The 24,891-nt window shown below is 64.3% G+C and carries 22 protein-coding genes and 4 tRNA genes; 5 read left to right on the top strand and 21 right to left on the bottom strand.

The window, feature by feature from the left end:
* Nucleotides 1–3: 3 nt before the first annotated feature.
* The 5 genes from BC358_RS09600 to BC358_RS09580 all read right to left on the bottom strand — a co-directional run bounded on the left by BC358_RS09600 (nucleotide 4) and on the right by BC358_RS09580 (nucleotide 5,003).
* A complete protein-coding gene (locus BC358_RS09600) occupies nucleotides 4–141 on the bottom strand; it encodes a cbb3-type cytochrome c oxidase subunit 3 (protein ID WP_079365654.1) in 138 nt (45 codons plus the stop codon).
* A gap of 12 nt (nucleotides 142–153) precedes the next feature.
* The gene (gene ccoO, locus BC358_RS09595; protein WP_079365653.1) at nucleotides 154–897 is read right to left on the bottom strand and encodes a cytochrome-c oxidase, cbb3-type subunit II; all 744 of its coding nucleotides are present in this window, start codon (nucleotides 895–897) and stop codon (nucleotides 154–156) included.
* A 13-nt stretch (nucleotides 898–910) separates the two neighbouring features.
* Nucleotides 911–2,356 (bottom strand): cytochrome-c oxidase, cbb3-type subunit I, encoded by a 1,446-nt coding sequence (ccoN, locus tag BC358_RS09590; RefSeq protein WP_079365652.1) that lies wholly within the window; start codon nucleotides 2,354–2,356, stop codon nucleotides 911–913.
* A gap of 67 nt (nucleotides 2,357–2,423) precedes the next feature.
* Nucleotides 2,424–2,561, bottom strand: coding sequence for a cbb3-type cytochrome oxidase assembly protein CcoS (ccoS, locus tag BC358_RS09585; protein WP_079365651.1), 138 nt, complete (start codon nucleotides 2,559–2,561; stop codon nucleotides 2,424–2,426).
* A gap of 45 nt (nucleotides 2,562–2,606) precedes the next feature.
* Nucleotides 2,607–5,003 (bottom strand): cation-translocating P-type ATPase, encoded by a 2,397-nt coding sequence (locus tag BC358_RS09580; RefSeq protein WP_256861459.1) that lies wholly within the window; start codon nucleotides 5,001–5,003, stop codon nucleotides 2,607–2,609.
* Nucleotides 5,004–5,087: 84 nt separating this feature from the next.
* Here BC358_RS09580 and BC358_RS09575 point away from each other — a divergent pair, with 84 nt between their 5' ends.
* Nucleotides 5,088–5,531 (top strand): universal stress protein, encoded by a 444-nt coding sequence (locus BC358_RS09575; protein ID WP_079365649.1) that lies wholly within the window; start codon nucleotides 5,088–5,090, stop codon nucleotides 5,529–5,531.
* Nucleotides 5,532–5,589: 58 nt separating this feature from the next.
* Here the strand turns inward: BC358_RS09575 and BC358_RS09570 are convergent, their stop codons facing one another.
* The 8 genes from BC358_RS09570 to BC358_RS09535 form a co-directional block, all read right to left on the bottom strand.
* Nucleotides 5,590–7,131: a malonyl-CoA synthase gene (locus BC358_RS09570; RefSeq protein WP_079365648.1), complete on the bottom strand. Its 1,542-nt coding sequence runs from the start codon at nucleotides 7,129–7,131 to the stop codon at nucleotides 5,590–5,592.
* Between the two features lie 17 nt (nucleotides 7,132–7,148).
* Nucleotides 7,149–7,916 carry an enoyl-CoA hydratase/isomerase family protein gene (locus tag BC358_RS09565; RefSeq protein ID WP_079365647.1) on the bottom strand — a complete coding sequence of 256 codons (768 nt, stop codon included), beginning with the start codon at nucleotides 7,914–7,916 and terminating at the stop codon, nucleotides 7,149–7,151.
* A gap of 21 nt (nucleotides 7,917–7,937) precedes the next feature.
* Nucleotides 7,938–8,927, bottom strand: a complete 990-nt coding sequence (locus BC358_RS09560; RefSeq protein ID WP_079365646.1) for a tripartite tricarboxylate transporter substrate binding protein — start codon at nucleotides 8,925–8,927, stop codon at nucleotides 7,938–7,940.
* Between the two features lie 40 nt (nucleotides 8,928–8,967).
* Entirely contained in the window at nucleotides 8,968–10,308 is a 1,341-nt protein-coding gene (locus BC358_RS09555) for a malonyl-CoA decarboxylase domain-containing protein (protein ID WP_079365645.1), read from the bottom strand.
* Nucleotides 10,305–10,973 (bottom strand): GntR family transcriptional regulator, encoded by a 669-nt coding sequence (locus BC358_RS09550; RefSeq protein WP_066151527.1) that lies wholly within the window; start codon nucleotides 10,971–10,973, stop codon nucleotides 10,305–10,307. The genes BC358_RS09555 and BC358_RS09550 overlap by 4 nt, the downstream gene beginning before the upstream one ends.
* A gap of 108 nt (nucleotides 10,974–11,081) precedes the next feature.
* Nucleotides 11,082–11,885, bottom strand: coding sequence for a prolipoprotein diacylglyceryl transferase (lgt, locus tag BC358_RS09545; protein WP_066151529.1), 804 nt, complete (start codon nucleotides 11,883–11,885; stop codon nucleotides 11,082–11,084).
* 38 nt (nucleotides 11,886–11,923) lie between these two features.
* A complete protein-coding gene (gene ilvD, locus BC358_RS09540; RefSeq protein ID WP_066151803.1) occupies nucleotides 11,924–13,780 on the bottom strand; it encodes a dihydroxy-acid dehydratase in 1,857 nt (618 codons plus the stop codon).
* Nucleotides 13,781–13,896: 116 nt separating this feature from the next.
* Nucleotides 13,897–14,136, bottom strand: coding sequence for a TIGR04438 family Trp-rich protein (locus BC358_RS09535; protein ID WP_066151530.1), 240 nt, complete (start codon nucleotides 14,134–14,136; stop codon nucleotides 13,897–13,899).
* 125 nt (nucleotides 14,137–14,261) lie between these two features.
* Here BC358_RS09535 and BC358_RS09530 point away from each other — a divergent pair, with 125 nt between their 5' ends.
* Nucleotides 14,262–14,567 (top strand): c-type cytochrome, encoded by a 306-nt coding sequence (locus BC358_RS09530; RefSeq protein WP_066151532.1) that lies wholly within the window; start codon nucleotides 14,262–14,264, stop codon nucleotides 14,565–14,567.
* Nucleotides 14,568–14,669: 102 nt separating this feature from the next.
* On the opposite strand, the gene acs is transcribed toward BC358_RS09530, so the two are convergent.
* Nucleotides 14,670–16,664 carry an acetate--CoA ligase gene (gene acs, locus BC358_RS09525; protein WP_079365644.1) on the bottom strand — a complete coding sequence of 665 codons (1,995 nt, stop codon included), beginning with the start codon at nucleotides 16,662–16,664 and terminating at the stop codon, nucleotides 14,670–14,672.
* Between the two features lie 184 nt (nucleotides 16,665–16,848).
* Between acs and BC358_RS09520 the strand changes: the two genes are divergently transcribed.
* The 3 genes from BC358_RS09520 to murI are packed head-to-tail and all read left to right on the top strand — an operon-like array spanning nucleotide 16,849 to nucleotide 19,839.
* Nucleotides 16,849–17,451 carry a TIGR00645 family protein gene (locus tag BC358_RS09520; RefSeq protein WP_066151536.1) on the top strand — a complete coding sequence of 201 codons (603 nt, stop codon included), beginning with the start codon at nucleotides 16,849–16,851 and terminating at the stop codon, nucleotides 17,449–17,451.
* Nucleotides 17,452–17,488: 37 nt separating this feature from the next.
* The gene (locus tag BC358_RS09515) at nucleotides 17,489–19,027 is read left to right on the top strand and encodes a fumarate hydratase (protein WP_079365643.1); all 1,539 of its coding nucleotides are present in this window, start codon (nucleotides 17,489–17,491) and stop codon (nucleotides 19,025–19,027) included.
* Nucleotides 19,024–19,839 carry a glutamate racemase gene (murI, locus tag BC358_RS09510; protein WP_066151540.1) on the top strand — a complete coding sequence of 272 codons (816 nt, stop codon included), beginning with the start codon at nucleotides 19,024–19,026 and terminating at the stop codon, nucleotides 19,837–19,839. The genes BC358_RS09515 and murI overlap by 4 nt, the downstream gene beginning before the upstream one ends.
* A 13-nt stretch (nucleotides 19,840–19,852) precedes the next feature.
* Here the strand turns inward: murI and BC358_RS09505 are convergent, their stop codons facing one another.
* The 7 genes from BC358_RS09505 to lon all read right to left on the bottom strand — a co-directional run bounded on the left by BC358_RS09505 (nucleotide 19,853) and on the right by lon (nucleotide 24,880).
* Nucleotides 19,853–21,145 (bottom strand): MFS transporter, encoded by a 1,293-nt coding sequence (locus BC358_RS09505; protein ID WP_079365642.1) that lies wholly within the window; start codon nucleotides 21,143–21,145, stop codon nucleotides 19,853–19,855.
* Nucleotides 21,146–21,148: 3 nt separating this feature from the next.
* Nucleotides 21,149–21,772 carry a DUF6806 family protein gene (locus BC358_RS09500; protein ID WP_066151545.1) on the bottom strand — a complete coding sequence of 208 codons (624 nt, stop codon included), beginning with the start codon at nucleotides 21,770–21,772 and terminating at the stop codon, nucleotides 21,149–21,151.
* A gap of 52 nt (nucleotides 21,773–21,824) precedes the next feature.
* A tRNA-Leu gene (locus BC358_RS09495) sits at nucleotides 21,825–21,913 on the bottom strand.
* Between the two features lie 134 nt (nucleotides 21,914–22,047).
* Nucleotides 22,048–22,123: transfer RNA gene (locus BC358_RS09490), tRNA-Gly, on the bottom strand.
* Nucleotides 22,124–22,140: 17 nt separating this feature from the next.
* Nucleotides 22,141–22,214, bottom strand: a tRNA-Cys gene (locus BC358_RS09485).
* A gap of 71 nt (nucleotides 22,215–22,285) precedes the next feature.
* Nucleotides 22,286–22,361: transfer RNA gene (locus BC358_RS09480), tRNA-Gly, on the bottom strand.
* An 86-nt stretch (nucleotides 22,362–22,447) separates the two neighbouring features.
* Nucleotides 22,448–24,880, bottom strand: a complete 2,433-nt coding sequence (gene lon, locus BC358_RS09475) for an endopeptidase La (RefSeq protein ID WP_066151547.1) — start codon at nucleotides 24,878–24,880, stop codon at nucleotides 22,448–22,450.
* Nucleotides 24,881–24,891 lie beyond the last annotated feature (11 nt).

Here is a 24,891-nt window from a genome sequence, read left to right as displayed (position 1 = left end):
CGCTCAGTCGTCCTGGAAAGGCAGCTGGGCCGCCTCTTCGAAATCGCGCTGATTGCGTTTGGACCAGGCCCAGACCAGGATGCCGACAAAGGTCAGCAGGCTGATCGCCGTGACGATGCTGCGAAGATCGTTGATGTCCATGGTCTCGCCCCTTTATTGGGTCTTCGCCTCGGCAGCCGGCGCGGCCGTCTGTGCCTCTGCTGCGGGAGCTGCGGCTTCAGGTGCGGCGGCGGGAGCAGCCTCTGCAGGAGCAGCGGCTGCGGGCGCGAGCTTGGCGGCGCTGCGTGCCGTGCCCAGCACCTGCAGATAGGCGATGACCGCCTCCATCTGTGTCTTGCCCTTGACCTCTTCCACGGACTTGGCAATTTCTTCGTCGCTGTACGGGGCACCCAGCGTGCGCAACACTTCCATTCTCTTGGGCAGCACGTCCGCATCGACGGTCTTTTCAGCCAGGAACGGATAGGCAGGCATGTTGGACTCGGGGACCACATCGCGCGGGTTGTTCAGGTGAGCGCGATGCCATTCATCCGAATATCGACCGCCCACTCGATGCAGGTCCGGACCGGTGCGCTTGGAACCCCATTGGAAGGGGCGGTCGTACACGAACTCGCCGGCCACCGAGTAGGGGCCGTAACGCAGCGTCTCGGCCTGGAACGGCCGGATCATCTGCGAGTGGCAGTTGTAGCAGCCTTCGCTCACGTATACATCACGCCCCGCCAACTGCAGCGCGGTATAGGGTTTGAGACCCTCCACCGGCTGGGTGGTGGACTTCTGGAAGAACAGGGGAACGATTTCCACCAGACCGCCCACGGCCACCACGAGGGTGATCAGGACGATCATCAGGAAGTTGCTGGTCTCGATCCTTGCGTGACCAGTCACGGGTTCATTGTGTGCCATGTTGTTCTTCTCCTCAGGCGTGGGCGGGGTTGACGGCCATGACAGGGGCGTTGTGGGCCTTGCCCTGCATCGCGGTCATGACCACGTTCCAGAGCATCAGCACCATGCCGCTCAGGTAGAGCAGACCACCGACCAGGCGGATCACGTAGAACGGGAAGGTGGCCTTCACCGACTCGACGAAGGTGTAGGTCAGGCTGCCGTCGGGGTTGACCGAGCGCCACATCAGGCCCTGCATCACACCGGCAATCCACATCGCGGCGATGTACAGCACGATGCCGATGGTGGCGATCCAGAAGTGCAGTTCGATGGCTGGCACCGAGTACATCTTCTTCTGGCCGAACAGGCGCGGGATCAGGTAGTACAGCGAACCCATGGACACCAGACCCACCCAGCCCAGAGCACCGGAGTGCACGTGACCCACGGTCCAGTCGGTGTAGTGCGACAGCGCGTTGACGGTCTTGATGGACATCATCGGGCCTTCGAAGGTGGACATGCCGTAGAACGACAGGGACACGATCAGGAAGCGCAGGATGGGGTCGTCACGCAGCTTGTGCCATGCACCCGAGAGGGTCATGATGCCGTTGATCATGCCGCCCCAGCTGGGGGCCAGCAGGATGAGAGAGAACACCATGCCGACCGACTGCGCCCAGTCGGGCAGCGCGGTGTAGTGCAGGTGGTGGGGGCCCGCCCACATGTAGGTGAAGATCAGGGCCCAGAAGTGAACGATCGACAGGCGGTACGAGTACACCGGACGTTCGGCCTGCTTGGGGATGAAGTAATACATCATGCCCAGGAAGGCGGCGGTCAGGAAGAAGCCCACGGCGTTGTGGCCGTACCACCATTGCACCATCGCATCCTGCACGCCGGCATAGGCGGAGTAGGAATGCGTGAGGCTGGTCGGGATCGACAGGTTGTTGAAAATGTGCAGCAGGGCAATGGTGATGATGTAGGCACCAAAGAACCAGTTGGCCACATAGATGTGCTTCACCTTGCGGATGCCGACGGTGCCGAAGAACACGATCGCGTAGGCCACCCAGGTGACGGCGATGAGCAAGTCGATCGGCCAGATCAGTTCGGCGTACTCCTTGCTCTGGGTCAGGCCCATTGGCAGGGTGACCACCGCGGACAGGATGACCACATTCCAGCCGAAGAAGGTGAACCAAGCCAGCTTGTTGGAGAACAAGGGGGTGTGGCACGTCCGCTGCACGACGTAGTAGCTGGTCGCAAACAGCACGCTGCCGCCGAAAGCAAAGATCACGGCGTTGGTGTGCAGCGGCCGCAGGCGGCCGTAGGTGATCCATTCGATCCCCATGTTTAGCTCTGGCCAGGTCAGCTGGGCCGCGATGATCACGCCCACCAGCATGCCGATCACGCCGTAGATCACGGACGAAATCGCAAACCAGCGGACGACGCTGTCGTTGTAGACCGCCGGTTGGCCGGTCTTTGTTGTCACGGACATAAAGAACTCCTCATTAATGCCACCGGCGAAGTGTCCACATGTAACCCCGTGGTCGCCTTGACTTACGTCAATCGCCTCTCAGAATGCGCTCGCCCTCGCGCTCGACACTGTCGAACTGCCCCGAGTGAAGGGCCCACCAGAACACGCCGATGATTGCGAAGACCAGCACGATAGAGACGGGTATCAACAGATACAGGATGTCCATGTCGGCTCCTTGAAAAAATCTCAATCTGAAACGCCAGGAGCCGGCTCAGGCGGCGGCCGGCTCACGCGGTTCTGCGGCCAGCCGCAGCGCGTTGAGGATCACCAGCAGCGAACTGCCTGCCATGCCCAGACCAGCGAGCCATGGCGGCATCCATCCCACCAGGGCCAATGGGACGCACACCAGGTTGTACAGCGCGGCCCATACGAGGTTCTGACGCACGATGCGCATCGTGAACTGGGCTTGCTGCAAGGTCAACACCACGTCCTGAACCTTGCCGCCTTGAAGGATGAAGTCGGATTGCGCCTGTGCCAGCGGCGCCGCATGGCCCAGTGCAAACGAGGTGTCGGCCCGGGCGAGCACCGGACCATCGTTGAGGCCATCGCCCACCATGGCCACCCGGAGCCCTTGCGCCTGCATGGACTCGATCTGCGCCAGCTTCTGTTCGGGCGAGGCACCGGCCACCACGTTCTGCACCCCCACCGTCTGCCCCACCGCCCGGGCGGCCGCTTCCCGGTCGCCCGACAGCAGCCAGGTGCGCAGCCCGGACTGGTGCAGGGCCGCCACGGCCGGGGCCGCGTCCTCGCGCACCCCTTCGCTCAGGTCAAAACTCGCCAGCCACCCCTGCGCGTCCGACAGGTGCACACGGCCTGCAGGCGCTTCCATGCCGTCACCGGCTAGGCCACAGAAGGACGCTGACCCCATACGGAGCAGGTCGCCGTGCGCGCTCCGGGCAGACAACCCCTGCCCTGCCACCTCGGTCACCTCGTTCAAATCTGCCCGCTCGGTGGACACGCCTGCATCTCGCGCAGATGCGGCGATGGCGCGGGACACCGGGTGCAGCGAGCCTTCCGCCATGGCGGCAGCCAGCGCCAGCACCTGCCGGTGGTCAGCCCCCTCACGGACCCGCTGACCCGTCAGCGCCAGACGGTCGTGGGTGAGCGTTCCGGTCTTGTCGAACACCACCGCCCCCACCTCCGCCAGCGTCTCGAACGCCTGCAGACGGCGCACCAGAATGCCGCGCCGGGCCAGAGCCCCGGCGGAACTCAGCATGGCCGCCGGCGTGGCCAGCGACAAGGCACAGGGACAGGTGACGATCAGCACGGCGACAGCAACGGCCAGCGCCTTCGAGTGGTCGATCTGCCACCAGTATGCAAACGCGAGCGCGGCCGCCGCCAGCACGAGCACGAGGAATGGCGCCGCAATGCGGTCGGCCAGAATGGCCAGGCGCGGCTTCTCGGTGGAGGCCTTTTCCATCAGTGCCACGATCTGTGCAAACCGGGTGTCGCGCCCCAGGCGCAGCACCTCGACCAGCACCGGACCGGCCAGGTTGTAGCTGCCGGCCACCACCCCATCGCCCTGTCGGCGGGTTACAGGATCGGACTCGCCGGTGAGCAGCGCCTCGTCCACGGTCGCGGTGTCGCTGAGCAGCCGCCCGTCTCCCGGGAAAGCCTGGCCCGCCTGCACCCGCACCACATCGCCCACCGACAGACGGCGCACCGACAGCGATTCGAAACGCCCGTCAGCGGTCTGCCGCTCGCAGACCTCCGGCAGGCGGTTCATCAGCGCATCCAGCGCGCCGGCGGTGCGGTCCCGCGCCTTGAGTTCGAGGTAGCGCCCCCCCAGCAGGAAGAACACGAACATGGTCAACGAGTCGAACCAGACCTCATGGCCCCAGGGCCCTGACGGATCGAAGGTGGCCGCCGAACTGGCCAGGAAGGCCACGAGGATGCCGATGGACACCGGTGTGTCCATGCCGACACGACCGAGCTTGAGATCGCGCCACGCGCCCCTGAAGAACGGTCCGCTGGCAAAGGTGACCACCGGCACGCTGAGCACCCAGCTGGCCCAGCGCAGCAGCTGGTCGATGTCGGCCGGCATCTCGCCGGGCTCGGCCACGTAGGCCGGCCACGCGTACATCATCACCTGCATGGCGCAGAAGCCGGCCACGAACAGGCGCCAGAGCGCGAGCCGGGTTTCCTTCAGGCGCTCGGAAATCGACAGCGCCTGCTGCAACGGCAACAGACGGTACCCGGCCTGGCCCACGGCGTCGGCCAGCGACGACATGCGGGTGGCACCGGGCTCCCACTGCAGCATCAGGCGGCGCGTCGCGGCATGGACCCGCGCACTGCGCACGCCGGGCAGGTCCTGCAAGGCGCATTCCACCGTGTCGGCACAGGCGGCGCAGTACATGCCCTGCACCATCAGCACCGATTCGGCCACCGTTTGGCCGTCGATTTCCTTGAATTCGGTGAAGTCGTTCAGCTCGACCGGGTCGTCGAGCACCGAAAAGTCATCGGTGACGGTCAGCGGCCCGCGATGCGATCCGAACGGCTCTTCCCCGCGCTGCGACTGGGCAGACGGTTCGTTGCCCAGCAAAAGCCCCACCGGGGGCGCGGTGGCGGCCTCGTTCATGCCGCGAGGGTAGTTCAAGTCGCTTTTCATGCAGTTGATTTAAGTCAACCGCTACCGGGCGGTCAATGCGTAGCCTATATTGTCCTCTCAACCACAACACAACCGGAGATCAGCATGTACAAGCGCATCCTCGTGGCCACCGATGGCTCCAAACTGTCCAACATGGCCGTGGAACACGCCATTGGCCTGGCCGACATCACCGGCGCCGAGGTCGTGGCCCTGAAGGTGGTGCCGCGCTACCCCCAGACCTACTTCGAAGGCGGCGTGGCCCTGGCGGCTGCGGAAGTGGCCCGCATCGAGAAGCAATGGAACGAGGAAGCCATGGAGGCGGTCAACGCGGTCAAGGCCGCCGGCCAGAAGCGGGAGGTGAAGGTCAAGCCGATCACCGTCAAGTCCGACCTGATCGCCGAAGCCATCATCGCTGCCGCCAAGCGCAACAAGGTGGACCTGATCGTGATGGCCTCGCACGGTCGCAAGGGCATCAAGCGGCTGTTGCTGGGCAGTGAGACTCAGCAGGTGCTGACGCACTCGCACATCCCTGTACTCGTCCTGCGCTGAGCGAGCACCTCAAGCAAAAGGCCCGCGACTGCGGGCCTTTTGCTTTGTGCCAGCTGACTCAGTCGAATGAGCCTTTGTACTGGTCGCGCAGCAGGTTCTTCTGCACCTTGCCCATGGTGTTGCGCGGCAGTTCGGCCACGACCACGCAGCGCTTGGGAACCTTGAAGTTGGCGAGTTTTGCCTTGAGTTCGGCGATCACCCGGTCCGGGTCCACCGTGGCGCCGGGCTTGGCGATGATCACCGCCACGCCCACCTCACCGAAATCCGGGTGTGGCACGCCGATCACCGCGCTCTCGGCCACGCCTGGCATGTCGTTGATGTAGCCCTCGATCTCGGCTGGGTAGACGTTGTAGCCGCCGGAGATGATCAGGTCCTTGCTGCGGCCGACGATGGTGACGTAGCCTCGTTCGTCCACCTTGCCCACGTCACCGGTCCTGAAAAAGCCGTCGGCGGTGAATTCCTCCGCTGTCTTTTCGGGCATGCGCCAGTAGCCCTTGAACACGTTCGGGCCTTTCACCTGGATGCCGCCGATCTCGCCCGGCGCCACCAGCTTGCCGTCCTCCTCCATCACCCGCAGCGTCACGCCGGGCAGGGGGAAGCCCACGGTGCCGCCGCGGCGCTCGGTGGCGCCGCCGTAGCGCGCGTCCGGGCCGCAGGGGTTGGAGGTCAGCATCACCGTCTCGCTCATGCCGTAGCGTTCCAGGATGGTGTGACCCGTGCATCGCTGCCATTCGGTGAAGGTCTCGATCAGCAGCGGCGCCGAGCCGGAGATGAACAGTCGCATATGCGCGGCCTGCGCCTTCGTCAGCGACGGCTCGGCCAGCATGCGCACGTACAGCGTGGGCACGCCCATGAAGACGGTGGCTTCCGGGAACTTGCTGATGGCCAGCTTCGGATCGAACTTCGACAGCCAGATCATCTTGCTGCCGTTGATGAGCGCGCCGTGGATGGCCACGAACAGACCGTGCACGTGGAAGATGGGCAGCGCGTGGATCAGCACGTCGTCCGGTTGCCACTGCCAGTAGTCGCGCAGCATCAGCGCGTTGCTGCGCATGTTGCCGTGTGTGAGCATCGCACCCTTGCTGCGGCCGGTGGTGCCACTGGTGTAGAGGATGGCGGCCAGGTCGTCGTCGTGCCGCACGGCGGGCGTGTGGCGGTCGCTGTGGTGGGCGGCGCGCTCCAGCAGGCTGCCTGTGCGGTCGTCGCCCAGTGTGAAGACGTATTGGGTGCCGGCGGTGAAGGCGATCTTGCTCACCCAGCCGTGGTTCCTCGGGCTGCAGACAACCACGGCAGGCTCGGCGTTGCCGATGAAGTACTCGATCTCGGCACTCTGGTAGGCCGTGTTCAGCGGCAGGAACACATGACCCGCACGCAGCGTGGCCAGATACAGCACCATGGCCTCGACCGACTTTTCCACCTGCACGGCAATGCGCGAAGCCGGAGGAAGGTCCAGCGAGTCCAGCAGGTTGGCCATCATGGCCGTGGCGCGGTCCAGATCGCGCCAGGAATAGGACAGACCGTTGTCGGTCTCCACCGCCGCGCGGTCGAGGTCGGCGGGGAAGGCGTCGCGCAGTGCGACGAACAGGTTCTGGTTGCTCATGGTGTGGCGTGGGAGGTTCAGAAGTTCGGCGGCCGCTTGGCCAGAAAGGCGGCAATACCCTCGCGGTGTTCGGCGCTGTCGGCGTAGTCGTAGGCGGTGGGTACCAGGGCTTCGGCGCCCTGCCCGCCCGCCAGCGCGCGCAAGGTCTGCTTGTTCAGGCGCGCGGCCTGCGGCGCCAGGCGGGCGATGCGCAGGGCGCGTTGCTGGGCCTCGGCGGGCACATCCGCGTCGTGCAGCACGGTGTGCAGGAAGCCGCGCGCGAGCAGGGTCGGCGCGTCCAGCACCGCGGCCTCCAGCAGCATCTGACGCGCAGTGGCCAGACCCACTTCGCGCGCCACCAGCGCGGCCTCGCGCGGCGCCATCGGGAAGCCCAGCTTGGCAATCGGGGCACCGAAGCGGGCACCATGCCCTGCCACGCGGATGTCGCAGCAGCTGGCGATCTCCACGCCAGCCCCCATGCAGTTGCCCTCGATCTGTGCGATCACGGGCAGGTCACAGTCCACCACGGCCGAGAGGCCGCCCCAGACGTCGTTCTCGTGGAAATCGCGCAAGCCGTCGGGGTGAAAGCGGAAGTCGGTGTACTCGGCGATGTCACCGCCCGCACAGAAGTGCCCGCCCTCACCCGCCACCACCACCGCACGCAGCTCGCTGCGCTGCTGCAGCCCGGAGAACACCTGCCGCAGCTCGCGCCACATCGCGCGCGACATGGCGTTGAACTTGGACGGGTTGCTCAGGGTGACGCGGGCGATGGCGTCTTCAAGGTGCAGGCGGATGTGACCGGACATGGGCGGGACGATGGCGACAGATCAGTCGAGTTTCGCGCCCGAGGCCTTGACCACCTGCGCCCACTTCTTCAGTTCGGCCTTGACGAAGCCATCGAACTGGGCGCCGCTGAGGTTCGGGAACTCGGCGCCCTGGGCCGCCCAGACCGTCTTGGCCTCGTCGGCCTGTGCAGCCTTGCGGATCTCTTCGATGGCCCGCGCCTGCGCGTCGGCCGGCGTGCCCTTGGGTGCCCAGATGCCGTACCAGGTGGTCACGGTGTACTCGGGCAGGCCCAGCTCCGCGGCACACGGCACGTCGGGGAACGCGGCGTTGCGTTTGGTGCCCGACACCATCAGCGCCTTGATGCGGCCACCCTTGATGTGACCGGCCGATGAGCCCAGGCCGTCGAACATCATGTCGACGTTGCCGGCAATCAGGTCGTTGAGCGCAGGGCCCGCACCGCGATACGGGATGTGGGTGATGAAAGTCTTGCTCTGCTGCTTGAACAGCTCGCCGGCCAGGTGGTGCGAGGTGCCGCTGCCGGCCGAGCCGTAGTTGAGCTTGCCGGGGTTGGCCTTGATCTCGGCCAGGAAGACCTTGAAGTCCATGCCGCCATGCTTCTTGGCATTGACCACCAGCACCTGCGGCACGCTGGCCACCAGGATCAGCGGCACCAAGTCTTTTTCAAGGTCGTAGTCCAGCTTCGGGTACATGAACGGAGCGATGGTGTGGTGCACCGCCCCCATGAACAGGGTGTAGCCGTCGGGCGCCGCCTTGGCCGCGATGCCTGCGCCCAGCGTGCCGCCAGCGCCGCCGCGGTTGTCGATCACCAGGGACTTGCCCGAGAGCTTGGTGAACTGGGCCGCCATCGGGCGCGCGAAGGCGTCGGTGCCGCCGCCGGCCGGGAACGGCACGATCATCGTGACCGGCTTGGTCGGCCAGCTGCCCTGGGCATGGCCCACGGTGCCGTACACCGCGGCGCCTGCCGCGACCGCGCGCAGCACATCGCGCCGCTTGAATCCTGTTGCTTGCATCGGTTTGTCTCCGTTGTGGTTGTGGTGAAAGTGTTTCGCGTCAGGCCAGCAGGTCCTTGATCGCCGGGGCGACCGGGATCTTGCCTTGTGCCAGGGCGGACCGGTTCCTGTCGAGCTTCTTGAGATCGTAGAGGTAGTTGACCATCAGGCCATAGGACTGCTTGAACCCTTTGGGCGACGGGTCGGCGGCCCAGTTCAGGCGCTCGACGCGGGCGCCGTTACCCAGGTGGAAGCGCGCCACCGCATCCAGCGGCTTGCCATCCTGCAGCTCCTGGGCGAGGTAACGCGCCGCCCACTGCTTGAGGGCCACGCGCGGAGGCGACTTCTCGGCCAGATCTGGCGCCGCCTCCCAGGCCTGCAGCAACTCGGCCGGCGCGTGCTTGCCCAGCCAGGCCCGCAGCCCGGGAATCGGCGAGAGCGTGGCAAAGGTCTTGAGGCGCGGAAACTCCTCGTGCAGGCACTCGACCACGCGCTTGATCAGCGAATCGCCAAAGCTCACGCCGCGCAGTCCGGCCTGGGTGTTGCTGATGGAATAGAAGATTGCCGTGGTCGCGCGGTCCAGGTCGGCCGGCGCGGCGGCTTCGTCCAGCAGCGGCGTGATGCTGGGAGCGATCTCGTTGATCAGCGCCACCTCCACGAAGATCAGCGGCTCGCCCGGCAGGCGCGGGTGGAAGAAACCGTAGCAGCGGCGGTCGCTGTCCAGTCGGTTCTTCACGTCGCCCCAGCTGCGGATGTCGTGCACCGCCTCGTACTTGATGAGCTTCTCCACCAGCGACGCGGGCGAGTCCCAGCTGATGCGGCGCAGTTCCAGAAAGCCGACATCGAACCAGGTGGAGAACATGTACTCCATCTCCACATCCAGCGCGAGCAGGCGCTTGTCGGCCTTGAGCTGCGGCTGCATCTCGGCGCGCAGGTTGACCAGAAAAGGAATGCCGTCCGGGTGGGCGCTGAAGCGCTGCAGCAGGCGCCGGCGCGGCGACACGGTGGCGCGGCGGTACAGCACCTCGGCCGCGGCTTCGTCGGGCGTGCCCACCGCGGCGGCGTATTTCTGCTGCGCGGCCTTGACCTGCTCGGGGTCGGCCACGAAGCGCTCGCTCATGAGCAGCCACAGATCGCGCCGGTGGGCCGGCGAGGCGCTGGCGTACCAGGCGATCAGTTCCCCGGCGCGGCGGCCGCCTTCCACTTCGCTGACCAGCGGATCGACGATGCCCTTGAGCTCGTCCAGCTTCTGACGCAGCGCCCGGGGCGACAGCGCTTCCTCTCCCTGCCGCAGGCGGGCTTTGAGCCGCTCGTGCGTGGAGCGCACAGGTGCCGGCTGGGGCTTCGCGGCCTGCGCACGCAGGCGGGAAACCCTTTCGCTCAGCCATTCCCTGGTGTTCATGCGGAGATCCTCGAGGTGTGGAGACGGGCCAGGTCGCGCAGCGCCACGCGCTGGCGGATCAGGTGGGTCCGCATCGCCGCCTCCGCCCCCTCGGCGTCCCTGGCCTTGAGTGCGGCGTACACCGCCATGTGCTCCGACAGGCTCTGTTCCAGCCGGCCGGGCGCATGCAGCTGCTGCAGGCGCGCGAGCTTGACGATCTTGCGCAGGTCGCCGATCACCTGCGCCAGCCAGCGGTTGTTGGCCAGCACGATGATGGCTTCGTGAATCGCGTAATTGGTTTCGTAGTACTCGGTGATGCGCTTGGCCTTGGCGCTGCGCTGCAGGCGGTCGTGCAACTGTTCCAGCGCTGCCAGATCGGCGTCGGTCGCGTTGGTGGCAGCTTCGAACGCGCACCGCCCTTCCAGCAGAGCAATGACCGGAAAGATCTCGTCCAGATCGCGCTCGGTGATTTCACTCACAAAGCAGCCGCGCCGCGGCTCGTGCCTCACCAGCCCTTCGGCCGTCAGCACCTTGAGCGCCTCGCGCAAGGGCGTGCGGGAGATCGCCAGCTCGGCGCAGAGTGCCGGTTCGTCGATGAATCGCCCTGGCGCCAGGTCCCCCGCAAAGATGCGGTCGCGCAACTTGGCGGCCACCTCATCGTGAAGGGAGTTGAGCACCAGTCGCATGAAGCATCGGGAGAACCCGCTCCGTGATTACCTGTAATTACAGATAATTCTAGAGAGAGGCCCACCGGGCGCAAGCCCGTACAAACCCTCAGAACACGTCGGACGCCTTCAGCTGCGTCGACCCGCCCAGACCCACAACGCAGCACCGCCGAGGACCATGGGCACACACAGCCACTGCCCCATGCTCATGCCCAAAGACAACAGGCCCAGGTGGGCATCCGGCTCCCGGAAAAACTCCGCGGTAAAGCGGAACAGGCCATAGCCGAACAGGAAGGCGCCGCCCACCTGCCCCGTCGCGCGCGGTTTGCGCGCGTACCACCACAACAGGACGAACAGAAGCAGACCTTCCAGCAGGAACTGGTAGACCTGCGAGGGATGCCGCGGGAGGTCACCTGCGCCGCGGAACACCATGGCCCATGGCAGCGACGGGTCGGCCACCCGCCCCCAGAGTTCGCCGTTGATGAAGTTGCCCACCCGACCGGCGGCCAGACCAGTGGGGACGCAGGGCGCCACGAAGTCCATCACCTGCAGCCACGGCCGCTGGCGGCTGCGTGCGTACCAGACCATCGCCACCAGCACGCCCAGCATGCCGCCGTGGAAGCTCATGCCACCCTCCCAGACCGCAAAGATCTCCAGCGGGTGGCTCAGGTAGTACGCAGGCTTGTAGAACAGGCAATAGCCGATGCGCCCGCCCAGCACCACACCCATAACCCCCAGGAACAGGATGTCCTCGACATCCTTGCCCTCCCAGGGTCTGGGCGCTCGAACCGACGCAAAGGGCTCGTGCTTCAGCCGAGCACGCCCGAGCAAAATAAAAAGCCCGAAGGCCGCAAGGTAGGTCAGCCCGTACCAGTGGATGGCCAGCGGGCCAAGCTGCAGGGCGATGGGATCAATCTGGGGATGAATCAACATGGCCTGCGATTGTGCACGCAGGCCATGACCCTCTCCGGTCAGTCGAGCATCGACAGGTTGCGCACGGCACCCTTGTCGGCCGAGGTGGCCAGCAAGGCGTAGGCCTTGAGCGCGGCGGTCACCTTGCGCGGGCGCGGCTGGGCCGGCTTCCAGCCCAGAGCGTCCTGCTCGGCGCGGCGCTTGGCCAACTCCTCATCGCTCACCAGCACATTGATGCTGCGGTTGGGAATGTCGATGCGGATGCGGTCGCCCTGGCGCACCAGGCCGATGGCGCCGCCGGCCGCTGCCTCGGGCGAGCAGTGGCCGATAGACAGGCCGGACGTGCCACCGGAGAAGCGGCCGTCGGTGAGCAGCGCACAGGCCTTGCCCAAGCCCTTGGACTTGATGTAGCTCGTGGGGTAGAGCATCTCCTGCATGCCAGGGCCGCCCTTGGGACCCTCGTAGCGCACGATCACTACGTCGCCGGCCTTGACCTTGTCGGCCAGGATCTCGGCCACCGCTTCGTCCTGGGACTCGGTGACATAGGCCGAACCCTCGAACACCAGGATGGACTCGTCCACACCCGCCGTCTTCACCACGCAACCGTCGAGCGCAATGTTGCCGCGCAGCACGGCCAGACCGCCCTCTTTCGAGAATGCATGGTCAAAGGAGCGGATGCAGCCTTCGGCACGGTCCAGGTCGAGGCTGGGCCAGCGCGTGGACTGACTGAATGCCACCTGCGTCGGAATGCCCGCCGGGCCGGCCATGTAGAAGGTCTTGACCTCGTCTGACGGGTTGCGCGCGATGTCCCACTGTTCCAGCGCGTCCTTCATGGTCTTGGCGTGGATGGTGGGCACGTCGGTGTGCAACCTGCCCGCACGGTCCAGTTCACCCAGGATGGCCATGATGCCGCCCGCACGATGCACGTCTTCGATGTGGTACTTGTTGGTGTTGGGCGCGACTTTGCACAGCTGCGGCACGACACGCGAGAGGCGGTCGATGTCGGCCATGGTGAAGTCGATCCCGGCCTCCTGTGCGATGGCCAGCAGGTGCAGGATGGTGTTGGTGGACCCGCCCATGGCGATGTCCAGCGTGATGGCGTTCTCGAAGGCCTTGAAGCCCACCGAGCGCGGCAACACCGACTCATCGCCCTGTTCGTAATAGCGCTCGCACAGCGCCACAGCCGTGCGACCGGCGCGCTTGAACAACTGCTCGCGGTCGGCGTGCGTGGCCACCACGGTACCGTTGCCCGGCAGCGCCAAGCCCAGCGCTTCCGCCAGGCAGTTCATGGAATTGGCGGTGAACATGCCTGAGCAGGATCCGCAGGTCGGGCAGGCCGAACGCTCGACCTCGGCCAGATCGGCTTCGCTCACCTTGCTGTCCACGGCCATCACCATCGCGTCCACCAGGTCGAGCTTCTTGATCTCGATGGTCTGGGTCTGCGGATTGGCCAGCCGCACCTTGCCCGCCTCCATGGGGCCACCGGAGACAAACACCACAGGAATGTTCAGGCGCATGGCGGCCATCAGCATGCCGGGTGTGATCTTGTCGCAGTTGGAAATGCACACCAGCGCGTCGGCGCAGTGGGCATTGACCATGTATTCCACCGAGTCGGCGATCAGCTCACGGCTGGGCAGCGAATACAGCATGCCGTCGTGCCCCATGGCAATGCCGTCGTCCACCGCAATGGTGTTGAATTCCTTGGCGACGCCACCAGCGGCCTCAATCTCGCGCGCCACCAGCTGGCCCAGATCCTTGAGGTGCACATGACCAGGCACGAACTGCGTGAAGCTGTTGGCAATGGCGACGATGGGCTTGGCGAAGTCGCCATCCTTCATGCCAGTGGCGCGCCAGAGAGCGCGGGCACCAGCCATGTTGCGGCCGGCGGTGGAAGTCTTGGAGCGGTAAGCAGGCATGGGGCGGATGATGTTGATGAACGGAATGCGGGCTGTCAACCTCAAATTATCCCGCAGGGCCATGCGCCTTGCATCTGAAAGCCCAGCCGGGGCAAGGGGGACGGCTACCGCGCGATTCAGCGCTTGCGTGTCCGGATGCCGAGCGCTGCGCGCTGCTTGTCGATGCGCTCTTTCTTCTTCCTGTCCATCTTCTCGACTTCTTTGCGCTTGGTGTAGCCGGTGGTGTCAGCCCAAGTCCACCAGGCAACCGTCAAACCGAAAGGCACCGCGACCCACCACCACGACACCCCGGCCATGAAACCGATCTCCAGGTATCTCATCAGCAACAAGGCAATTCCGACAGCCAACAAATACATCACACCCTCCGGTAAAGGTCCGATAAAGACGGGCAAACTTCTGTAAAGAAGCATGGGGCGTCCCCGACCGACTCGCTAGAATCGCGGCTCGTGAGCTTCTCACTTATTCCCACGAGGACAACACCATGAAACGCGCTCTGATGATTATGGCTGCGATGGCCGCTATCTCCACCTCCGCCATGGCTGATCAGGCTCTGGCCACTGCCAAGAACTGCATGGCCTGCCATGCGGTCGACAAGAAGCTGGTCGGCCCCTCCTACAAGGATGTGGCCAAGAAGTACGCGGGCGATGCCAAGGCCGTCGACATGCTGGCCGGCAAGATCGTCAAGGGTGGTTCCGGCGTCTGGGGTGCGATTCCCATGCCGGCCAACACGCAAGTCAGCGATGCCGAAGCCAAGAAGCTGGCTGCCTGGGTGTTGAGCCAGAAGTAAGCCACTTCGCACAGTACACGCCAACAAAAAGCCCGCTGGAACCCAGCGGGCTTTTTTGTCGCCCGGTGCCGTTGTGCAGGCACCAGGGCAGCTCCAAGAAGATCAGTTGTTTTCCGACAGTTGGTCCAGGATCGCCGGGTTTTCCAGCGTGGAGGTGTCCTGGGTGATGGCCTCGCCCTTGGCGATCGAGCGCAGCAGGCGGCGCATGATCTTGCCCGAACGGGTCTTGGGCAGGTTGTCGCCAAAGCGGATGTCCTTGGGCTTGGCGATCGGGCCAATCTCCTTACCCACCCAGTCGCGCAGTTCCTTGGCGATGGCCTTGGCCTCGTCGCCGGTGGGGCGCGAGCGCTTGAGCACCACGAAGGCCACGATGGCTTCACCCGTCAGGTCGTCCGGACGGCCCACCACGGCGGCTTCGGCCACCAGGTCGGTCTTGCCCACCAGGGCCGACTCAATTTCCATCGTGCCCATGCGGTGGCCCGACACGTTCAGCACGTCGTCGATACGGCCTGTGATGCGGAAATAACCCCGGTCGGCGCTGCGCACGGCACCATCGCCAGCCAGGTAGTAGCCCTTGAGTTCTTCGGGAAAGTAGCTCTTCTTGAAACGTTCGGGGTCGCCCCAGATGGTGCGGATCATTGAGGGCCAGGGCTTCTTCACCACCAGAATGCCACCCGCGCCGTTGGGCACGTCGTTGCCCGTCTCGTCGACGATGGCGGTGGTGATGCCCGGCAGCGGCAGCGTGCAGGAACCCGGCACCAGCGGCGTGGCGCCCGGCAGCGGGGTGATCATGTGGCCACCGGTCTCGGTCTGCCAGAACGTGTCCACAATGGGGCAACGCTCGCCACCCACGTGCTTGTAGTACCACATCCAGGCTTCGGGGTTGATGGGCTCGCCCACCGAGCCCATCAGACGCAGGCTGGTCAAGTCCCAGTTCTTCGGATGCACCTTCTCGTCGCCTTCGGCAGCCTTGATCAGCGAGCGAATGGCCGTCGGTGCGGTGTAGAAGATCGTGCACTTGTGCTTTTCGATCATCTGCCAGAAGCGGCCGGCGTTCGGGTAGGTCGGAACGCCTTCGAACACGATCTGGGTGGCGCCGGCAGCCAGCGGGCCGTAGGCGACGTAGCTGTGGCCGGTGATCCAGCCGATGTCGGCCGTGCACCAGAACACGTCGTTGTCCTTCAGGTCGAAGGTCCAGTTCATGGTCAGGTTGGCCCACAGCAGGTAGCCCCCGGTGCTGTGCTGCACACCCTTGGGCTTGCCGGTGGAACCGGAGGTGTAGAGCACGAACAGCGGGTGCTCGGCACCGACCATCTCGGCCGGACAGTCGGTGGACTGCCCCGCCATCACGTCGTGCATGAAGCTGTCACGACCCGCCACCATGTTGCAGGCGGTGGGTGTGCGCTGGAACACGATCACGTCCTTGATCGTGTCGCAGCCGCCCATGGCGATTCCTTCGTCCACGATTGACTTGAGCGGCAGCTCCTTGCCGCCCCGCAGCTGGTAGTTGGCGGTGATCACGGCCACGGCGCCAGCGTCCTGGATGCGCTCCTGCAGCGCCTTGGCGGAGAAGCCGCCGAACACCACGCTGTGGGTGGCGCCGATGCGGGCACAGGCCTGCATGGCCACCACGCCCTCAATGGTCATGGGCATGTAGATGACCACGCGGTCGCCCTTCTTCACGCCACGCGCCTTCAGCGCATTCGCAAATTGCGACACCTTGGCCAGCAGTTCCTTGTAGGTGACCTTGGTGACCTCCCCGCCGTCGGCTTCAAAAATGATCGCGGTCTTGTTCTCAACCGGCGTGCCCATGTGGCGGTCCAGGCAGTTGAACGAGGCGTTCAGTTCGCCGTCCTCAAACCACTTGTAGAACGGCTTGTTGGACTCGTCCAGCACTTTGGTGAAGGGCTTGCTCCAGGTCAGGGTCTCGCGGGCGCGCTGGGCCCAGAAGCCTTCGAAGTCTTTTTCGGCCTCGGCACACAGGGCGTTGTAGGCGTCCATCCCCGAAATCCGGGCGGCCTTGCGGATGGCCTCGGACGGTTCGAAGACGCGGTTTTCGACCAGGGTGGATTCAATCGACGACGAAGGCGTGGACATGTACAGGTCTCCTCTGGGGTGGGGGAACAAAGAACCCGGCGAATGTGCGCAAGGGCTCTTACGAGCCACTTACATGGACTGGCGCATCCTGAGACCATTTGCAGGAACCCAGGTGGCGGGGGCTTCTACAATTCCGCACGGGCGCAAGCCTTGAGCCAGCGCCAGTCTAATCCCTACCCTGCCCATGAGCGACCCCGTCAAAACCCCCGGTTCCACGCGCGCCCTGCCCAACCTGATTTTCGCCAGCCGCTGGCTGCAGCTGCCGCTGTACATCGGCCTGATCGCGGCACAGGCCATCTATGTATTCCACTTCTGGGTGGAGCTGGTTCACCTCATCGAAGCAGCCTTCGGCAATCAGAACGCGCTCGCCGCCCTGGTCAAGAGCATCGGCTACAAGGACGGCTTCGAGGTCACCGCCCTGAACGAGACCATCATCATGCTGGTGGTGCTGGCGCTGATCGACGTGGTGATGATCAGCAACCTGCTGATCATGGTGATCGTCGGCGGCTACGAGACCTTCGTCAGCCGCATGCACTTGGAAAACCACCCCGACCAGCCGGAGTGGCTGAGCCACGTCAACGCCTCGGTGCTCAAGGTCAAGCTGGCCACCGCCATCATCGGCATCAGCTCGATCCACCTGCTCAAAACCTTCATCAACGCCGCCAACTACGACCAGAAGGTGCTGATGTGGCAGACCATCATCCATGTGGTCTTCCTGCTCAGCGCCATGGCAATAGCCGCCACCGACCGCATCATGCACCCGGTGGCCGAAACGCCTGATCACTGATCCGATTGCCTCCAAGAACCATCCCCGGAAACGCCCCATGACCACCATCCGCCAGAACGACCTCATCGAGTCGATTGCCGCCGCCCTCCAGTACATCAGCTACTACCACCCGGCCGACTACATCGCTCACCTGGCCCGCGCCTACGAGCGCGAGCAGAGCGCTGCCGCCAAGGACGCCATCGCGCAGATCCTGACCAACAGCCGCATGTGTGCCGAAGGCAAACGCCCGATCTGCCAGGACACCGGCATCGTCAATGTGTTCCTCAAGATCGGCATGGACGTGAAATGGGAAGGCTTCACCGGCAGCATCCAAGACGCCATCGACGAAGGCGTGCGCCGCGGCTACAACAACCCCGACAACAAGCTGCGAGCCTCCGTGCTGTCGGACCCGATCTTCGAACGCAAGAACACCAAGGACAACACGCCGGCCGTGGTGTTCATGGAGGTCGTGCCCGGTGACAAGGTCGATGTCATCGTCGCAGCCAAGGGTGGTGGCTCCGAGAACAAGTCCAAGGTCTACATGCTCAACCCCAGCGACAACATCGTCGACTGGGTGCTCAAGACCGTGCCCACCATGGGCGCCGGCTGGTGCCCGCCGGGCATGCTGGGCATCGGCGTTGGCGGCACCGCCGAGAAGGCGGCGCTGCTGGCCAAGGAAGCTCTGATGGACGACATCGACATGTACGAGCTGCTGCAGCGCGGCCCGCAGAACAAGCTCGAAGAGCTGCGCATCGAGCTGTACGAGAAAGTCAATGCGCTGGGCATCGGCGCCCAGGGCCTGGGCGGCCTGACCACGGTGCTCGACGTCAAGATCAAGACCTACCCGACGCACGCGGCCAGCAAGCCCATCGCCATGATTCCGAACTGTGCGGCCACGCGCCACGCCCACTTCGTGATGGACGGCTCCGGCCCGGTCTACATGGACCCGCCCAGCCTGGACCTCTGGCCCAACGTGCACTGGGCGCCCGACTACAACAAGTCCAAGCGGGTGGACCTGAACACGCTGACCAAGGAAGAAGTGGCCAGCTGGAAGCCGGGACAAACCCTGCTGCTCAACGGCAAGATGCTGACCGGCCGCGATGCTGCACACAAACGCATCCAGGACATGCTGGCCAAGGGCGAGCAACTCCCGGTGGACTTCACCAACCGCGTCATCTACTACGTGGGCCCGGTCGATCCGGTGCGCGAGGAAGTGGTCGGCCCAGCCGGCCCGACCACCGCGACCCGCATGGACAAGTTCACCCGCATGATGCTGGAGAAGACGGGTCTCATCGCCATGGTCGGCAAGGCCGAGCGCGGCCCGACCGCCATCGAGGCGATCAAGGATGCCAAGAGTGCCTACCTCATGGCAGTGGGTGGCAGCGCCTACCTGGTGTCCAAGGCCATCAAGGCCGCCAAGGTGGTGGGCTTCGCCGACCTGGGCATGGAAGCCATCTATGAGTTCGACGTGGTCGACATGCCCGTGACGGTGGCCGTGGATGCCGGCGGCACCAGCGCCCACATCACGGGCCCCGCCGAGTGGGAAAAGCGCATCGCCACCGGCGAGTTCAAAGGCATCACCGTCGCCGCCGCTTGAAGACGATCGGCGTTTTCGACAGTGGTGTCGGGGGCCTGAGCGTGCTGCGCGCGCTGCTGGCGGAGATCCCGCAGGCGCACTTCGTGTACCTCGCAGACGGCGCCCATGCGCCCTATGGCGAACGAAGCCCGCAACAGATCGCCGAACGCGCCCACCGGATCACGGAGGGCCTGCGCCACCACTTCGGCATCGACGCCTTGGTGGTGGCCTGCAACACGGCCACGGCGCTGGCCATCGAAGGCCTGCGCGCAGAGCATGCAGACTGGCCCATCGTGGGGGTGGAGCCGGCGCTCAAACCGGCCGCAGCCCTCACACGAACCGGTCACGTAGGCGTGATGGCCACACGAGGAACGGTCGAAAGCGAACGGTACTCCCGGCTGCGGCAGCGCCTGGAAAGCGGCTCGGACTCACCGCTCCACTTCAGCAGCCAGGCCTGTGACGGTCTGGCCGATGCCATTGAGCGCGACGACAAAGCCGCCATACAAAGCCTCTGCAAGCGCTACTGGGAGATGCTCAAAACCGACCGGGAGGATCTACCGGCCATCGACACCCTGGTGCTGGGCTGCACCCACTACCTCTTCGCCGCCGACGTAATTCGTGCGCTGACAGGCCCGGAGGTCGCGCTGGTCGAGACCGGTGTTCCGGTGGCCAAACGCACACAGGCGGTGCTGAAAGATTTGCCAGACCGCCCACACGCCTCTGGCTCGCACCCTGGCGTCACGCTGCTCTCCACCGGCGACCCGGAACCTCTGGCCCGCGCGGCCCTCCGGTGGCTGGGACTGAATGTCCCAGGTCGGCAGTTCATCTGCTGAGCCGAGCCTGGACTCAGGCTTCCGCCGCCAACGCAGCCCGTCGACCGCGCTCGACATCCACCCGCTGCAACAACAGCCATCCGGTCACGAACAGGACTGCCGTGGAGGCGATCGCCAGCCGCTGATTGCCGCCTGTACCCCAGGCGATGAGGCCATAGGTCAACGGCCCGATGATGCTGGCAAGTCGTGTGGCAAAGGTCCACAGACCGTAGAACTCCGCCAGCTGAGCCGCGGGCGCAAACAACCCCGCCAGCGCCCGCCCTGCCGACTGGCTGGACCCCATACACAGACCGGCGATGGCCGCTGCGTACCAGAATCCCCCTTTGGTCGTCGTGAGGGCAGCGATCACGCAGGTTGTCACCCAGCCCAGCAACGTCACGCTCAGCGCGCGCTTGTGGCCGATCCGGTCCTGCCAATGACCAAAGACAAACGCCCCCACCGCGGCGGCAATGTTCAGCACGAAGACCAGCACCATGGTTTCCTGCTGAACGAAACCGATGACCTGCTCCGCATAGATGGCGGCCAGCGCGATCGTGACGGCCACACCGCCCTGGTAGGCCACCGCACAGCCCAGCAGCCACATGAAGTCGCGGTACCGGCGGGATCTTCGGTAAGTGGTCAGCAACTGCGACCAGGCCTGCCCCAGTCCACCGCCGGAACGACGGGGCGCGCGCTCTCGCAACCAGGCAAACGTGCACAAGGATGAAATCGAAAACACGCCCGCGGTGATCCACATGGTCATGGGAACGAACTGCGTCGCCGGCTCACCTGCCGCCTGCGACTGGATCACCACCACCAGGCTCAATCCCAGCGCCAGCATGCCGCCGAGGTAACCAAAACTCCAGCCCCAACCACTGACCCGCCCCAAGGCCTCCGGACGCGCCAGTTCGGGGAGGAAGGCCGCGCTCAACGACTCTCCCCACGAGAAGAACACATTGGACAGCACGATGAGGACAACACCCAAGGCAACATCCCCCGGCCCCACTTGTGACAACCCCATCGTCGACACGACGCACCCCACGGTGCTGACAGCCAGCAAACGCTTCTTGGCACCATGACGGTCGGCCCAAGCCCCCACCAGGGGCATGGTGAGCATCACGATGGCGTAGGAGAGGCTCAGGCTCGCCGTCCAGGCGAATGTAGCCCAAGGAGCACTGCCGGCCACGGCCCCCACGAAATAGGCAGAAAAAACGGCCGTGAGAACGACCGTTGTGTATCCGGAGTTGGCGAAGTCGTACATGGCCCATGCAAACACCTCGCGCTTTCGCACGCAAGGGTTCAGGGCTCCGGCGGCCGCCTGCGACATGCGTCAGTGAAGATGGCGCGGCTTGCGCCCTCCCCCATGCCCCGATGATCCACCGTGGCCACGGGGAGGACGCCCCAGCTGCATCGAGTTCACCAGGGCATCAAAACGCTGGTTGAACAGGCGGTCAATCGAGGCCACCACATCGTTGAGCTCCGATGCATCGAAATGCCGCTCCATGATATGGACCACGTCCTGCACCAGCAGATCGCGCTGGACCTGCATGATCGCTGCCGGGGTTGGCCCCACAAAGCACATCATGAAGTCGTCACGCGCCTCTTCGTCTTCGGGCGCCTCTTCTTCGTCGAACTCGGTGTCGTAGAAAGACACCTCGATCGGGGCTCCGGCGGAGGCGATTTCATTCAGGCCCATGCAGGCCTCTTCGATCACCTGCCGGAAGTCGTCATCACCGGGGACTGTCCAGCACATCTGCAGCACATGCTCTTGTGCGTCAAATCGGATACCCGGCTCGTCCTCATAGGCACTTTCGGCAGCAGCAGCCAGGGAACGGGCACCCGCATACTGCCAAAGGGGCTTGAGCGCGTCCTGAATCTGGGCGTAGGCCACATCCTCGCGCAGAGGAACGTCCCCATGCACATGGATTTCAAAAGGCGCGTTGTATCGGGTCATGGAAACTCACTGTAGCGGCGAAAGCGCCCCACGCATAGTCGGGCGGTGGGCGTGGTGCCTCGAACCGGAATCGAACCGGTACGACCGGTTAGGGTCGGCGGATTTTAAGTCCGCTGTGTCTACCAATTTCACCATCGAGGCGGACTGCGAGGCATTGTCGCAGGTTCATCCCAGGGACCACTGCAGCGAGCCGAGAGGCAGCGCCTACGCACGTCTGGCGGACAGCATCGAACCAAAGAAAAAACGGGAAGCGTTGCTTCCCGTTTTTTGATGAATGGAGCGGGAAACGAGGTTCGAACTCGCGACCTCAACCTTGGCAAGGTTGCGCTCTACCAACTGAGCTATTCCCGCAAAAATCCCAGTGTGACTGGAGGCGCGATCCGGAGTCGAACCGGACTAGACGGATTTGCAATCCGTTGCATAACCGCTTTGCTATCGCGCCCGATTCACCGACGCGAAGATCGCGTTGATGCAACCGACAAAAAAGGGAAGCCGGGCTTCCCTTTTTCAAACTGGAGCGGGAAACGAGGTTCGAACTCGCGACCTCAACCTTGGCAAGGTTGCGCTCTACCAACTGAGCTATTCCCGCATGTTTCTGACGTTTGGTGAAGTTCGTCAGAAGCTGGAATTCTAGCGCAAAAAACCGGTCTTTTTCAAGACCCACACATTTTTTGCTCAGTGCTTGACGGCTCCAGGAGCCGGCGCAGGGGCACTGCCCGCGGCAGCGGCCACTTGAGCAGCCACCTCTTCATCGGTCAAGGGCACCGGCTGGCGCTCCAGGGCGATGGACAGCACCTTGTCGATCCATTTGACCGGAACGATCTCAAGCCCTTGCTTGACGTTGTCGGGTATCTCGGCAAGGTCCTTGACATTCTCTTCAGGAATGATGACCGTCTTGATCCCACCGCGGAGCGCAGCCAGCATCTTCTCCTTCAGGCCACCAATGGCCGTGACCTCGCCCCGAAGGGTGATCTCACCCGTCATCGCGACATCTGCCCGGACCGGTATGCCTGTGAGTGCAGATACCAGGGCGGTGGTCATGGCCGCCCCCGCGCTCGGGCCGTCCTTCGGCGTGGCGCCATCCGGAACATGGATGTGAATGTCGCGCTTGTCGAACTGCTCATCCTTGATGCCCAGCTGTCGGGCACGGCTTCGAACCACGGTGCGCGCAGCCTCTACAGACTCCTTCATCACATCACCCAGAGAGCCGGTGCGGATGGTGCCGCCCTTGCCAGGCATGATGGCGACCTCGATGGTCAGCAGGTCACCGCCCACTTCGGTCCACGCAAGGCCCACCACCTGCCCGACCTGGTTCTGTTGCTCGACCCGGCCATACGTGTACTTGCGCACCCCCAGGAAGTCGCTCAGGTTGTCGGCGTCGACCACCACCGTGGGGGTGTATTTCTTGAGCAGCAAACCCTTGACCACCTTGCGGCAGATCTTGGAGAGCTCCCGCTCCAGCGAACGCACACCAGCCTCGCGGGTGTAGTAGCGCACGATGTCCCGCACCGCCTCTTCCTTGACCTCCAGTTCGCCATCGCGAATGCCGTTGTTCTTCACCTGCTTGGGCAGCAGATAGCGCATGGCAATGTTGGTTTTTTCGTCTTCCGTGTAGCCAGAAAGACGGATCACTTCCATGCGGTCCAGCAGGGCCGGCGGGATGTTCATCGAATTAGACGTCGCCACGAACATCACGTCCGACAGATCGAAGTCGACCTCGACGTAATGGTCACCGAAGGTGTGGTTCTGCTCGGGGTCGAGCACCTCCAGCAGTGCCGACGACGGGTCGCCCCGGAAGTCGGTTCCCAGCTTGTCGATTTCGTCCAGCAAGAACAGCGGATTGCGGGTACCCACCTTGGACAGGCTCTGCAGCACCTTGCCAGGCATGGCGCCGATGTAGGTGCGACGATGCCCGCGGATCTCGGCCTCGTCGCGCATGCCGCCCAGCGCCATGCGCACGTACTTGCGCCCGGTGGCCTTGGCCACCGACTGCCCGAGCGATGTCTTGCCCACGCCCGGAGGACCGACCAGACACAGAATAGGAGCCTTGACCTTGTCCACGCGCTGCTGCACCGCGAGGTACTCAAGAATCCGGTCCTTGACCTTCTCCAGACCATAGTGGTCTTCGTTCAGGACCCCCTCGGCAAACGCCAGATCGTGCTTGATCTTGGTCTTCTTGCTCCAGGGCAGCGCCACCAGCGCGTCGATGTAGTTGCGCACCACCGTGGCCTCGGCCGACATGGGCGACATCAGCTTGAGTTTCTTGAACTCGGCCTCGGCCTTTTTGCGCGCTTCGGCAGGCATCTTGGCGGCCTTGATCTTCTTCTCGATTTCCTCGATGTCCGCGCCCTCTTCGCCTTCGCCAAGCTCCTTCTGGATCGCCTTGACCTGCTCGTTGAGGTAGAAGTCGCGCTGGTTCTTCTCCATCTGGCGCTTGACGCGACCACGGATCTTCTTGTCGACATTCAGGATGTCGACCTCGCGCTCGAGCTGCTCGAACAGATTTTCAAGCCGCTTGTTGATCGGATCGAGATCCAGCACCACCTGCTTGGACTCCAGCTTCAGAGGCAGGTGCGCGGCGATGGTGTCAGCCAGGCGCCCCGGATCGTCGATGCTGGAGATCGAGGTCAGGATCTCGGATGGAATCTTCTTGTTCAGTTTGACGTACTGGTCAAACTGCTGCATCACGGCGCGGCGCAGCGCTTCGAGTTCATTGGTCTGTGTCACCGAGCGCTCCTGCGCCGGATCGATAGGCGTGACGTGGGCTACGAAGTGGCTCTCACCGTCCACGATCGACAGCACCTTGGCGCGCTGGACCCCCTCCACCAGCACCTTGACGGTGCCGTCGGGCAGCTTGAGCATCTGCAGAATGGTGGCGACGCACCCCATCTCGAACATGTCGTCCGTGGATGGCTCGTCCTTGGCGGCGGCTTTCTGTGCCACCAGCATGATTCGGCGCTCGGCCTCCATCGCCGCCTCCAGCGCTTTGATGCTCTTGGGGCGACCGACGAACAGCGGAATCACCATGTGGGGAAAGACCACCACATCGCGCAAAGGCAACAGTGGCAGGTCTACGGGCGTGCTGGGCAGGGGGATTTGTCCGGACATTTCAGACCTCT

The sequence above is a fragment of the Hydrogenophaga sp. H7 genome (assembly GCF_002025745.1).
GTDB classification, from domain to species: domain Bacteria; phylum Pseudomonadota; class Gammaproteobacteria; order Burkholderiales; family Burkholderiaceae_C; genus Hydrogenophaga; species Hydrogenophaga pseudoflava.
Note: the sequence above shows the minus strand (reverse complement) of the source record. Positions and strands in the feature narration are given on the sequence as shown.